Source organism: Nocardia sp. Tas62D01 (assembly GCF_055232035.1).
Genome location: NZ_JBUYUZ010000001.1, coordinates 6271207 through 6283406 on the forward strand (window position 1 = coordinate 6271207; position 12200 = coordinate 6283406).

The following is a 12200-nucleotide window of genomic DNA, read 5'->3' on the forward strand; positions in this document are numbered from 1 at the left end:
CCCATATTCTATGGGTACGTGAAGGTCATACATCCGGAGGCGCGGTATTCCGCAATGCGGCACGTCCGGACGTGGTTGTGTCGTTGCTGTTGGCTCGTTCGGTCGCCACCCGGCGTAGCGCTTCGGTAGCGGTTGCCGCGCTCGTTGGAGTAACGAGTTCGAACACCCGGTGCTGGGCCGCAGTGCTTGCGAGGACGGCCCGCTCCGCAAGTTCGAAGCCGGCGGAGGTGAGCTGGACGTGGTTGCGTCGCTTGTCGAAAGGGTCGGGTTGCCGCTCGATCAGACCGCGAGCATCCAGGCCGTGCAGAGTTTTGGTTACTCCGCCGCTGGAGAGAATGAGCTCCGAGCCGAGGTTGGTCGGCGATAGTCGGTACGGGTCACCCACCCGGCGCAGGGCAGCGAGAATGTCGTATTCGGCCATGGTGAGCTCCAACGGACTGAGGGCCGTATGGATTGCCGCGGTCAGCGCGTGAGCGAGGTCGAGCACTCGCTTACCCAGCTCGGAGGTTGGAGTGAGCGCTTCGGGCAGCTCACGATGCCATGCCGAGAGGATGTGCTCGGTCCGGTCGATCATGCATATATCTTACTGGAAAGGTTTCTAGTAAGGTTGTTGCTATGCCAGCTTACGTAATCAGCGAGGTCCGGGCACGCGATCCGGAACTGATGCAGCGCTATCGCACGCTCGCCGCCGCCTCGATCGCCCGGCACGGCGGCCGATACCTCGTGCGCGGCGCTCGCCCCGTCGCAGCGGAGGGGCGTTGGGACGACGAAGAACGCGCAGTCGTCGTGGAGTTCCCATCGATGGCCGACCTCCGAACCTGGTACCGCTCTTCCGACTACGCCGAAGCACTCGCGGTACGCCCCGACGCACTCGAGCGTCGGCTTCTGTTCATGGAAGGGGTAGCCGACACGCCGACCGGGATCTGAATGCGAAGGCCCGTCCTCTTCACGCTAACTGCGTCAGAACCGGAGAAAGGGACCACCTCGGAGCCGTTTTTGCCATGAGCATGGGACCACCCTGTTTGCCACTGATGGGACCACCTGACTAGCGGTTTTGCCAGTTATGGGACCACCCGGCGTGGCTTCGGGGCTTCCGGTCGCTCGGCCGCTGTATTGGCCAAATGAGCTACCGGGAGGTTTCGGTGATCGAGATCAGGGAGATGCTGCTGCTGTGGCTGCAGGGTCGAGGGTTGCGGGAGGTGGCCCGGTTATCGGGCACCGACCGCAAGACTGCGCGCCGGTATGTGGAGATGGCGCAGTCGTGCGGGCTGGACCGCACTGGTGGTGTCGAGCAGCTGAGCGATGAGTTGCTGACGATGGTGATCGCCGGGGTGCGGCGCAAGCGCCCCAATGGCAAGAGCGATGCATGGGAAACCGTTGCCGCGCAACGGGATCAGATAAAAGAGTGGCTGGATCAGGGCCTGACCTTGACCAAGATCCATATTCTGCTCGGCCGGCGGGGTGTGATGGTGTCGTATCGGACGTTGAACCGTTACGCAACAACAGAATTGGGGTTCGGGAAGCGGCGCACCACGGTGCGGGTGGACGACTGCGAACCCGGCGCTGAGGTGCAGGTCGATTTCGGCCGGCTGGGCTTGCTGACCGAGGTCGAGGGCCGGCGGCGGGTGGTGAAGGGCCTGATTTTCACCGCGGTGTATTCGCGGCACATGTTCGTCTATCCGACCTATCGGGAGACCCTCAACGACGTCATCGCCGGGTTCGAGGCGGCGTGGGTGTTCTTCGACGGCGTGTTACCAACGGATCGGACGCCGATCACCGAGAAATAGGTGACGATCTGGCAGGCGCCGAGGGCGGCGAGCGCCAGCCCGATCGGGTCCTGCCGCGTTCGGCGGCGTCGGTGAGATTCGGTGCGGCCCGGAGCGATTCGCGCGAGCGAATCGATGTCGACACCCAGGCGGGCCGCGTGGAAGCGATCGCCGCGATCTCGGGACGAGTCGCGATCCAGCAGAAACCCTTGCTGCGCAATACACCTCGCAGGCCGTTGAGTACCTGCTCGAGCCGGGCCGGGTGGAACGGACGGTCGGCGCGATAGGTGCAGCTGCGGATGCCGTACTCCTCGGTCTCGGGCGTATGCCCGCCCGCCAATCTGGCGCAAGGACTGGGTCATCGATCTCGATGTCGCCAAGTTCTTCGACAGCGTGGGCCGCTGACCCGGGCCCGCATCTGGATCGCGCCGACCGTCGATATCAGCGCCGAGCTGGATATGGGCCCGGTATTCGGCATCGACACCGCACCGCAACCGTGGAAATGCGAGCAAGCTCGGATCTCAGATCGTCTTCAATCCGGCGACTGCCGTAGAAACCGGTGTGACGCAGTACGGTACGAAGTACAACCAGGTCATCAGTATCGTGGGTGCCAATGGAAAGACCATCGACGTTTCGTTCGCGTGGATACGGAACAACGACGGAATCGTCAGGTTGGTCACGGCGATCCCGACCAAGAAGTAAGGACCACATGTTTCAGGAAAACGACGTCGTCAGGTTGGTTCGCGGGGTGGCCACGGACAGTTCGACGCGCTGGCCGGGCATCCCGTCCACGGCCCTCGTTGCCGGTTCGGTGGGTACCGTCGTCATGGTCCTCGGCGATGGCGAGGCGTATGAGGTCGAGTTCGTCGCCGAGGACGGCATGACCCTGGGATTGTTGACGCTGACCGACTCGGACTTGGAGTCGGTGCCATAGCGGGCCATTCGATCAGGGAACCGGGTTCGACCCTACCCGGCTACCAGGCGGAATCGGTTACTGAGTCGCGTGGGTCGGGATTGTAGGTGTCGGTGAAGTGGGGGTCGGGGTCGGTGGGCGAAACTTTGCGGCGCTCAGGGGAATGCGGGGGTGCGGTGGAGGCTGGGATGGGTTTGGGGATGGGGAGGTCGGGGATTTCTTCGGCGAGGTCGGTCAGGGTTGGCAGTCGGGCGCTTCGAAGTTGTAAGGGGGCGAGTAGTTCCTGGGTTTTGCGGGCTAGGTCGGCGGAGGCTTGTTGGGCTGCTTCGGTGACGGCGGCGGCGAGTTCGGGGAGGGGGAGATCTTCGGCGCCTGGGCCGAATTTGGTTTCGATGATGGTGTTGTCGGCGTTGACGGTTACGGTGACTCGTTTGCCGCGCGCGGTGGCGGTGGCCATGAGTTCGGCGCGCTCGGCGACCAGCAAGGTGGCGATGCGCATCTGCTCGCGGGCGTCGTCGAGCAGGTCCGCCAGCCGTGCGTCGGATTGTTTGTCCATCGTGTCAGCCCCCTCCACTGTGCACGGCACCACCCGGAGATCCGGGTTCGGTTGTCGCCGAATTCTATTCGCAGTTTAGCTGGGGAGTTGGGTGGCGTCACGGGTGAGGACCCCGGCCCACGAGGCGCACGCCACGACGAATACGTCCTCGAACTCGCCACTGTCGTAACCGCAGGTGGGAGCGCTGACAAAATCGTATCGCCTCTCGTCCAAGTGGGAACTCGTGCGACGGCCCCCAGCAGTGACGAACCCACAGCCGAACCACTGGCACATCAATGGGTCTGGCCCCGACGACATCGCCGAAACAGCCGGCACCACCATGCCCGAGGGACAACGATTCTCCATCACCCGGATGGCATGTCTGCTGAAGGTATCCACCTCCGGCTACTACCAGCACGTGAAACATAGGGCGGCAATGGTTTTGACGCCGCGTCAGCAGCGTCGCGCCGATCTCGAGGTGAAGATCACCCAGGTGCACACCGACTCGCGCGGCACCTACGGGTCGCCGCGGATCACCGCCGAACTGCGTGATCAGGGTGAGGTGGTCAACGAGAAAACCGTGGCCAAGATCATGGCCTCGATCGGGCTGGAGGGCGTCAGCCCGCGCACGTTCAAGGTGAAAACGACGGTGGTCGACCCCACCGCGTCGTTCCCGTCGGACCTGGTCGAGCGCCGATTCGATCAGGGCCGCCTGGATGCGGTGTGGCTTACGGATATCACGTATTTGACATGCGGGGAAGGCGACATGTTCCCACGGCCAGGACTCGGCTCGCGCTGGTGGCGGTGTCGGCGGGGTGGTCGTCACTGGCCACGCGGGCAACCGCCGTGACCGTGACCGCGTCGGTGCGCCACTGCCGCCACAGCGTCGCGCTCACCGGAGCCCACACCAGGGCCTCGGCCTCTGCGCGCTCGGCGAATCGGGGATCCATCAACGGTCGCGCCACCCGAAACGCCGCCCGCTGATCGGCGTGTTCACCCGGCCGATAACTGAACGCTCCGATGGATACGCGCAATGTGACCGAGGGCGGTTGCCGCGCTGGCGCGCACGCCGTAATCAGAACTTTCGAGGAGGGCCAGAGCACGATCGGTCACCCATGCGGCATCCGGATCGTGATGCGCCAAACGCAGAATGGTTTCGGCCGCCACCTGACTCTCATTTGATTCGAGCAGCGCGATCGCTTCGTTCCGCTCGATTGGATCCAGCCGTTGGTACATACTCATAGCGGCCTATCTTCGGGCCCCCACCTCACAACTCAGCTATCCACGAGATCAAACACGAAACCGACTGCATCCCAACGGAATACAGAACAATACGTCGCTACCCAACTCCGCCAGCTACCATATAGCGACAGAGAATAGAGCCCACTCTGACACGCTTTCGAGCAGGCACACCAGCGGGGCGACGCCGAGGCGGCGACACGGTTGAGCTACGAGTTCCATCGGGCGGTCAACATCGCGGCCGGGTCACCGAAACTCGCCAAGCGATGTCGAGCATCACCCGCTATGCGCCCGAGAATATGTTTCCGACCTTCGCGGGGTGGCCGGAGGACTCGATCGCCGATCACCGGCGCATCATCGAAGCGCTGCGTCTGCAGGATCCGGTCGCGCTTACCAGTCATCAGATGGCGAGGGCACGGTCTTTTCTTCGCCCCGAGTGGTCAGAATTCCCGTGACCATCGCGCGACCTGGGCTCTTCCCAGGTGAACCATGGGTCTCAATTCGGACACCTTTACGCCCACCAGGCCACCGGAATCCATGCCTGCTAGCCGGAATGTTTTGTGACTCCCATCACACAAGGGTTAGCGGCAAACTTCCAGCGTAGATAACGATTCGGCAACTATACCTTGGGCTTTCCAAGATCATCGGGCCCAATTCATTCATTTTTCGTTCACCGTTTGTTAACCAAGCGTGACCATTCTGCAATGCAGGTCACAAAGCGACCTGAAGTTTGGTTAGTCCGAGAAGTTGCTGACACCGATTCGGTAAACGACCGCACGAACGGCACCTGCCGGCCACGCGGTCACGGAGCGGAATCCGGCAAGGACCCACGATCCCCCATTCTTCCGCCCGTCTCTCCGCACCGAGGATGCGGAGACCCGCGCGACACCGCGGCCCGCGAGAGCGAGCCGGGAATGCACGCACGAAGCACGTCGCGTTCCCGGGGAACTGACGTTCCCCACAACTCAACCACACAAAAGCACATGGCCATATCGGTGAGCGCCACCAGCGTACGCCGGAGGATCCGTGCTGCCCGAACGCGCGGCCGGATCGAGACAGTCCCAAATCAAGGAACAGATGCGCAATGGCTCGCCACCGACGCCCTTCGTCCATCCATCGCCCGTCACTGCGCGAAGGCATCTCCATTGCCTTCGCCATCGCGAGTGTCGCGGTCATGGCCACCTCCTCCGCGGTGTCCGTAGCCGACGACCGCGTCCCGTCTCGGATCGCAATGGAGGTCGAGCAGCAGCCCGCTGCCGCCGCGCCCATCGCGGAGACGATCCCCGCACCTATGCCAGCCCCCGCACCCATCGCGGAGACGATCCCCGCACCCATGCCAGCCCCGGCACCCACGCCAGGCTCCGCACCGAAGCCGATCTCGGCACCGATGCCGATCTCTGCACCGGCGTTCTACGGGAACAACCTGGAGGGCTGGATCCGCCAGGCACTCGACATCATGCAAGCGAACAACATCCCGGGCACCTACGCGGGCCTGCACCGCAACATCATGCGCGAGTCCGCCGGCAACCCCCATGCCATCAACCTGTGGGACTCGAACGCCGCCAAGGGCATCCCGTCCAAGGGCCTGCTGCAGGTGATCGACCCGACTTTCTCCTCATACCACGTTGCGGGCACCGCCTGGGATATCTATGATCCCGTCGCCAACATCGTCGCCGCCTGCAACTACGCGAAGCACCGCTACGGCTCGATGGACAACGTCTACGGCGCATACTGAACTTGAGTTTTAAGCTGCATGCGGTGGTCGGGCACCCCGGTTGAAAAGTGAAGCAGCCCTTGGTTGATCATGCTTCTTGCGAAGGAAGAAGATCAAAAAACAAGGGCTGCGGTGATAAGTGTGCAGGATGGTGTGGCGGCGGGTTCGCTCGGGGAGCTGTCGGGGTTCCGTCGGGCGTTCTACGACAGCTTGACCGGCCGTGCGGACGGGTTGTTCGAATTGACCGAGGCCGTGCTGTGTGCGGATGGCCCGGTTACCTCGCTGGTCGAGTTGTCGATGGCCGTTGAGCATCGACGCGGCCACGGCGCGCTCTACGACAGTCTGAACAACGGTGGGATCGACATTGGTAAGCTCAGCGAAAGTGTTGTCTCCCAATCGATTCCCAGATGTGCGGATGGCCGTATCGTGTTGGCCATCGATGTCAGCAACTGGTTGCGGCCCGATGCGGTGACCAGCCCGGACCGGCTGTTCTGCCACACCTATGGACGCGGCAAGGGCCAAGCCCAGATGATTCCGGGGTGGCCGTACTCGTTCGTCGCGGCACTGGAATCGGGGCGCACGTCGTGGACGGCGATCCTGGATGCCCAGCGATTGGGCCCCTGCGACGAGGACACCGCTGTGGCCGCCGCGCAACTGCGTGCGGTCGTGGAACGGTTGATCGCGGCCGGGCACTGGCACGACGGGGACCCGCGGATGTGGATCGTCGGCGACAGCGGCTACGACGGCCCCCGACTGGCGTTCGAGTTGGCCGATCTGCCCGTGCAGGTGCTGGTCCGGGTGCGGTCGGACCGGGTGATGGCCCTGCCCGCGCCGCCACGCGTGAAGGGCGTCCTCGGACGCGGCAAACGACACGGAGCCGAGATGAAGTTCAAGGACCCGGCGACCTGGCCGTAACCCGACCACGCCACGACCACCGACACCAGCAGGTACGGCACCGCGGTTGCCCGTTCCTGGGATCGGTTGCACCCCAAACTGACTCACCGTGGCGTGCCGGGTCTGGTCGCCCCATGATCCGGTCGTCGAGAGGCATACTGTTGACCAACCCTTCGACTGCGGCGGGCCATTCTGCGTGAAAGGCCGAGCCTGACCGGGGCGGGGTCCCGACGGCGAACTGTCGATCAGTGTGACGCGGGCGGGATGCTCTGCTCGTACCGGAAGACGTTGTGGGGGTCGTACTTCGCCTTGATCCTGCGCAGCCGCTCGAAGTGCTGTCTCCCCCAGTAGGCGGTCTCCCACTCTTGCATTCCGACGTTCGGCACGTTGACGTAGGCGCCGTCCGCGTAGGGCCGCAGCGCCTGGCTGAACTCGGCGGTCCAGGCCTGGGCCTGCGAGGTGAGCGGGTCGCAGACGCCTGGTTGTGTTGAACGAGTCCCCCAGGCTGCGCCGATCTCGCCGTAGAAAAGCGCGTCGCGATGCACGAGCGCCGTGCCGCCGCGGGGCTCCCTCTTAATCGCCCCACCGAAGGCATCGACGAAGTAGTTGCTCTCCTCTGTGGGAGCGTTTCGCACGAAGTAGCCGATGATGTCGATCGCCTTCTTCGGGAACAGCTCCTTGACGAACTCCGAGAAGAACTTCGAGTTCGCGGGCTCTTGCGCGAGCGGGAGCTGGGCTCCCGCAAAGATGTCGCCCCAGTTACCGACCTGCACCGTGACATCGGGCGTGCCGACCGACAGGATCGGAGCCAGCATCTCTTTGGCCTGTGCCGCCGACCCCTCTGCGAGCCACGCGGACAGCAGGATCTGGGACTTGTGGATCTCGAGCTCGGATCCGAGACGGTTGTCGGCGAACGGTACCGTACGCTGCCATGCCTCGAAGACCCCGTACAGGTCCCCAAGTCCATCCCATGTCGCCTGCACACAGGCGAGACGCTTGAGTGGATACACCTTATAGGTGAGTTGTGTGACGATCCCGAAGTTGCCGTTTCCCGCCCCGCGGAGCGCCCAGAGCAGGTCCGAGTGGTGCTGCAAGTCCGCGTTGATCACCTTGGCGCAGTCGTGACCCGACGGGACGACGACCTCGGCCGCCATCAGGCTGTCGCAGGCCATGCCGAGCCAGCGGTTGAGGGGCCCGAGGCCACCGCCGAGCGTCGCACCGGACAAACCTACGCTGCCCTCACTTCCGGTCGTGACCGCAAGGTTCTGCTTCGCGAGCGTCGTCACCGCTTCCAACTGGTTCAGCCCGGCGCCGACCGTCGCGATACGAGCGCCAGGGTCGATCTGGACCGACTTCAGCTGGCTGACGTCGATCACGATGCCGTTGTCGACGTTCGACCAGCCCTCGAGGGCGTGGCGGCCGCTCCGCACCCGCAGCGCGACGTTGTGCTGCCGCGCCCACGTGAGGGCGTTCACCACGTCCTGGGTTTCCTGTGCGAAGACGATGACCAGCGGATAGTGAGAGAAGAGCTGGTCCCAGCCGAGTCGCGCATCCGTGTACGACGCGTCACTGGGGCGGACGATGTGGCCGGTTAGCGTCGCGGGCGGGCATCCCGAGCTTTTACTCGGGTCGCTCGCGGCCACAATTCCCGGGGCGCTCGCGTCCGCAATATCCGGCGTGCCTGCGGCCGTAAGGCCCGGAACAACGACCGCCCCGACGCCAGCGGCCGCCGACGCCCTGAGCAGGTCACGGCGAGAAAGATCGCTCAAGGTCCAGATCCTCTCAATCGGGCTACGCCAGTACCCGGCTGCTAAGGGAACCCTTACCCGCCAGCCGCCGGGCAGTCCTTTGTGGTCGACCCCCGCACGGTAACGGGGTGACGTGGCGGTGTTTCCCGACACGCCAATCGAGGACGATGACGACAGCCTGAAGGAGTAACTCAGCGGATCCCGTCATAACCGGTTTGGACAATCGTCGGGGGACGTGACCCAGTGAAGCTTCTTGAGGAGCGTCAACAACACCCGCACCGCGCAAGAAGCTTCGTTGGCTACTTATCGCCGCCCTCGGACGTTCCCGAGGACCTGGTTTCCTCTATCATAGGCGGGGTTCGTGTCGGCTGACGGGGTGACTGGGTGGTCCGGGCGTGGAGACGCGCTGCGCGACGCGGGGATGCACTACGAATCGGGAGCCCGGCTTTCGCGCTGTTTAGGGGTCGATGTTGATCAGTTCGACCAGCGGCGCCAGAGTGGTCCAGTACCGTCGGCTGGATGCGCAGCTGCACATCCACCGAGGCCCGCGGCCGGTGAGGTTGTGCAGCTCGACCTTGTGCCGCAGCTCCAGGTACCGGAAGTACACCGTCAGCGCCGCCGCCCGGCCGCTGCGGGTCGACGGCCGCGCGTCGCGCAGCACCTTGCCGAAGTAGCTGTCGGCGTCGGTGGGCTGCATCTCCCACAACGGATGCCCGAACCAGTCCCGGATCAGCTCGAGGTGGTTGGTGTCGTTGCGGATCGTCGAGTCGGTCAGCCCGGCCGAGGCCCGCGCCAGCACGAACCCGGCCAGCACGTCGGTCTCGAAGTCGGCAAGCTCCTCGGCCGTCGTCGGGGTCCGGTACTCCGCAGATCACGCACCGCCGCCAGGACCAACCCACGGTCGCCACCGGCGCGAACGTGGGATCAGCCACTTGCCCTTGTGTTTTCCGCCGCGGGTCGAGGGCTGGCCGGAGATCTTCACTCCGCGGCGGCCGTGGATCCCAGCCGCTGTTGCACCGAATCCGGCATTTCGGCGACGACGGTCAGATCATCCACCCGACACAGGTCCGAACGCACCGGCACACCGTAACCTGTTGCTCTCCAACCTGTTTCGAAATCACAAATCAAGCTGCGACTCCCAGCCATAGATGGCGGCCGGTGGGCGGCCGACCAGACCTGATCGTGCCGGCTCCTGGGTGTTGTTGGCGGTAGTTCCCAGCTGTTCTTGGCGGTTGCCTACACAGTCGGCTGTCGTTTGCTACCCCGTTCTGGGACCACCACGTTGCCAGCCGTGGCCCACCCCTGCGGATAGCAGATGATCCGCGGAGAGAACTTGTTCCAGATCCGTTATGCGGACTGATCATGGCGATGCCGCCCGCGACCGCGCGATAGCCGGCTTCCGGACGTTGGAGTACCCCCCGCGGCAGACCGCACCACGAGTCGGATGTGGGACTGGGGCTGATCATTCAGTCCGACAACACTATTCAGCCTCACGCAATTCCGCCACAGAGTACGGTCAACAGCAGCTATGCTCCGAGAGATGGTCCCGCTTTCACATGCCGCGGCCTTCGCCGTCGCCGCCTTGGCCATCATCGTCATTCCAGGCCCCAACGTGCTGTTCGCCATCGGCCGAGCACTGTCCCTTGGGCGCCGGTCCGCGGTCCTGTCGGTCGCAGGCGGTGTCACCGGATCGTTCGTGCCGTTGGTCGCTGTGTCGTTCGGCCTGGGTGCGGTATTGATGGCCTCAGCGATGTTGTTCCTGATCGTGAAAGTTGTTGGGGCCGCGCAAACTGTGGCAGGACGGCGCCGAAGAATACGATCGCGGAGGCTCGGGTTGTCGGCCAGCCGCGACACTCTGCTACGGCTGGTCCGTGGAATGCCCGATCCGCCGGTCGGCGTGGTGAAAGTCCTGGGTGTCGACGATTTCGCTGTCAGACGCGGCCGCAGGTACGGGACCGTGCTGCTGGATATGGCCACGCATCGCCCGATCGATATCCCCGACGATCGGCAGGCCGACACCTTGGCGGCGTGGCTGTCGGCGCATCCAGGAGTCGAGATCATTACCCGAGACCGTGCCGGAGCCATTGGAGGGAGCCAGACGCGGTGCGCCGCAGGCGATTCAGTGTGCCGATCGCTGGCATATCTGGCAGAACCTCGGCCGGGTGGTGGAGAAGACAGTCATCGCGCACCGTGATTGTGTGCGCGAATCATTCACCGCAACAACACATTCCCGCTGCCAACCTTACCCTGCCCGACCGGACAGCGTCGATGCCGCCGATGCGATGGCGAAGATCGACCTCTGCCAGGCCCCGGATCGGTTCGCGCAGTTGCGGGTCCGCACCATCGAGCGTTACGACATGGTGCAGCGTTTGCGCGGTCAGGGCATGGGTCTGCGCACGATCGCGAAAGAGCTTGGCATCGACCGGAAAACAGCTCGGCGGTTCGCTACCGCGTCTGATCCGGAAGACGTGATCGCCGCTGCCACGTCGCGGGCGGTGCTGCTGGACGACTTCGTTCCGCACCTGCTCACGAGATGGAACGCGGGATGCACCAATATCGCCGCCCTGATCACCGAACAGCGCGAGCTCGGCTACCGGGGCAGCCAGCGCACCGTCTACCGCTACCTGCAGCCCTACCGCGCGGGCCGGAACAAGACCCGGACAGCCGCAGTCCCGGCGGCAGTGCCGAAGGTCCGCGCCGTGACCGCGTGGATCATGCGAGATCCGGACATCCTCGCCAGCGATGGCGCTCAGCAGCTCGCCGGGATTCTGGCCGGCTGCCCGGAACTGGAGGCTACCCGCGGCCACGTCGGCGCGTTCGCTGTCATGATGCGCGACCTGCGCGGTGATCGCCTTCCCGAGTGGATGGCGCAAGTCCGCGCCGATAACCTGCCAGCGCTGCACTCCTTCGTCACCGGGCTCGAACACGACCTCGCCGCGGTCACCGCCGGGCTTACGCTTCCGTGGAGCAACGGCCCTGTTGAAGGCACCGTTAATAAACTCAAGCACCAAAAACGCCAGTGCTTCGGCCGGGCCAAACTGGACCTGCGCAAACGATTGCTGCTCAGCCACGCGACCGTCGATGGGTGCAGCTCGGATACAGTGACTGTTGATCATGCTGCGGGTTGGGCGGTTTCAGGGTAGCGGCGTTGGTGTTCGTGTTCGAGGTGGAATTGCCAGTATCGGTCCAGGTCGTTGATCTGATGACGGCGCGTAGCCGCAGGATTGCTTCGGCGCCATCCAATCCCCATCTGGCACCGCCGAGTTCGAAGCGGTCGGCAACGAGATGGCGTACTGCTCCTTCGATGATGACGGTCGCGATCGGCCAGCCGTGGTCGAGGGCTTTGTCGTATGTTGACGCCGACTCTGGCGCAAGGCATCATGCGTAGTCC

13 protein-coding genes and 3 pseudogenes are annotated in these 12200 nt (G+C 64.2%); 9 read left to right on the top strand and 7 right to left on the bottom strand.

The window, feature by feature from the left end; genetic code table 11:
* Window positions 1-25: 25 nt before the first annotated feature.
* Complete coding sequence (locus ACV7NQ_RS29870; protein WP_463362639.1) at window positions 26-574, bottom strand: MarR family winged helix-turn-helix transcriptional regulator; 549 nt, start codon at window positions 572-574, stop codon at window positions 26-28.
* Between the two features lie 41 nt (window positions 575-615).
* On the opposite strand from ACV7NQ_RS29870, the gene ACV7NQ_RS29875 reads away from it, so the two are divergent.
* Both ACV7NQ_RS29875 and ACV7NQ_RS29880 read left to right on the top strand, forming a co-directional pair.
* Window positions 616-927, top strand: a complete 312-nt coding sequence (locus tag ACV7NQ_RS29875) for a DUF1330 domain-containing protein (protein ID WP_463362640.1) — start codon at window positions 616-618, stop codon at window positions 925-927.
* 194 nt (window positions 928-1121) lie between these two features.
* A complete protein-coding gene (locus ACV7NQ_RS29880; RefSeq protein WP_463362641.1) occupies window positions 1122-1787 on the top strand; it encodes a transposase in 666 nt (221 codons plus the stop codon).
* A 139-nt stretch (window positions 1788-1926) separates the two neighbouring features.
* Here ACV7NQ_RS29880 and ACV7NQ_RS29885 read toward each other — a convergent pair.
* A pseudogene (locus ACV7NQ_RS29885) lies at window positions 1927-2106 on the bottom strand (GTP-binding protein); the annotation flags it as partial.
* Between the two features lie 221 nt (window positions 2107-2327).
* Between ACV7NQ_RS29885 and ACV7NQ_RS29890 the strand changes: the two are divergent.
* Together ACV7NQ_RS29890 and ACV7NQ_RS29895 are read left to right on the top strand one after the other, a co-directional pair.
* Window positions 2328-2468, top strand: coding sequence for a hypothetical protein (locus ACV7NQ_RS29890; protein WP_463362642.1), 141 nt, complete (start codon window positions 2328-2330; stop codon window positions 2466-2468).
* Window positions 2469-2475: 7 nt separating this feature from the next.
* On the top strand, window positions 2476-2700 hold the full coding sequence (locus tag ACV7NQ_RS29895; protein ID WP_463358941.1) for a DUF4926 domain-containing protein: 225 nt from the start codon (window positions 2476-2478) through the stop codon (window positions 2698-2700).
* Window positions 2701-2740: 40 nt separating this feature from the next.
* Here ACV7NQ_RS29895 and ACV7NQ_RS29900 read toward each other — a convergent pair whose 3' ends face one another.
* Window positions 2741-3235, bottom strand: a complete 495-nt coding sequence (locus tag ACV7NQ_RS29900) for a YbaB/EbfC family nucleoid-associated protein (protein WP_463362643.1) — start codon at window positions 3233-3235, stop codon at window positions 2741-2743.
* 241 nt (window positions 3236-3476) lie between these two features.
* Here ACV7NQ_RS29900 and ACV7NQ_RS29905 point away from each other — a divergent pair, with 241 nt between their 5' ends.
* A complete protein-coding gene (locus ACV7NQ_RS29905) occupies window positions 3477-4064 on the top strand; it encodes an IS3 family transposase (RefSeq protein ID WP_463362644.1) in 588 nt (195 codons plus the stop codon).
* 143 nt (window positions 4065-4207) lie between these two features.
* On the opposite strand, the gene ACV7NQ_RS29910 is transcribed toward ACV7NQ_RS29905, so the two are convergent.
* Window positions 4208-4456, bottom strand: a complete 249-nt coding sequence (locus tag ACV7NQ_RS29910; RefSeq protein WP_463362645.1) for a hypothetical protein — start codon at window positions 4454-4456, stop codon at window positions 4208-4210.
* Between the two features lie 1081 nt (window positions 4457-5537).
* Between ACV7NQ_RS29910 and ACV7NQ_RS29915 the strand changes: the two genes are divergently transcribed.
* The gene (locus tag ACV7NQ_RS29915; protein WP_463362646.1) at window positions 5538-6188 is read left to right on the top strand and encodes a transglycosylase SLT domain-containing protein; all 651 of its coding nucleotides are present in this window, start codon (window positions 5538-5540) and stop codon (window positions 6186-6188) included.
* 120 nt (window positions 6189-6308) lie between these two features.
* Complete coding sequence (locus tag ACV7NQ_RS29920) at window positions 6309-7082, top strand: transposase (protein WP_463362647.1); 774 nt, start codon at window positions 6309-6311, stop codon at window positions 7080-7082.
* A 224-nt stretch (window positions 7083-7306) separates the two neighbouring features.
* On the opposite strand, the gene ACV7NQ_RS29925 is transcribed toward ACV7NQ_RS29920, so the two are convergent.
* Both ACV7NQ_RS29925 and ACV7NQ_RS29930 read right to left on the bottom strand, forming a co-directional pair.
* Window positions 7307-8830, bottom strand: a complete 1524-nt coding sequence (locus ACV7NQ_RS29925) for an FAD-binding oxidoreductase (protein WP_463362648.1) — start codon at window positions 8828-8830, stop codon at window positions 7307-7309.
* Window positions 8831-9266: 436 nt separating this feature from the next.
* On the bottom strand, window positions 9267-9623 hold the full coding sequence (locus ACV7NQ_RS29930; protein WP_463362649.1) for a hypothetical protein: 357 nt from the start codon (window positions 9621-9623) through the stop codon (window positions 9267-9269).
* 726 nt (window positions 9624-10349) lie between these two features.
* On the opposite strand from ACV7NQ_RS29930, the gene ACV7NQ_RS29935 reads away from it, so the two are divergent.
* Both ACV7NQ_RS29935 and ACV7NQ_RS29940 read left to right on the top strand, forming a co-directional pair.
* The gene (locus ACV7NQ_RS29935; protein WP_463362650.1) at window positions 10350-11003 is read left to right on the top strand and encodes a LysE family translocator; all 654 of its coding nucleotides are present in this window, start codon (window positions 10350-10352) and stop codon (window positions 11001-11003) included.
* A 634-nt stretch (window positions 11004-11637) separates the two neighbouring features.
* Window positions 11638-11877, top strand: a pseudogene (locus tag ACV7NQ_RS29940) (transposase); the annotation flags it as partial.
* Window positions 11878-11921: 44 nt separating this feature from the next.
* Here the strand turns inward: ACV7NQ_RS29940 and ACV7NQ_RS29945 are convergent.
* A pseudogene (locus ACV7NQ_RS29945) lies at window positions 11922-12160 on the bottom strand (ISKra4 family transposase); the annotation flags it as partial.
* Window positions 12161-12200 lie beyond the last annotated feature (40 nt).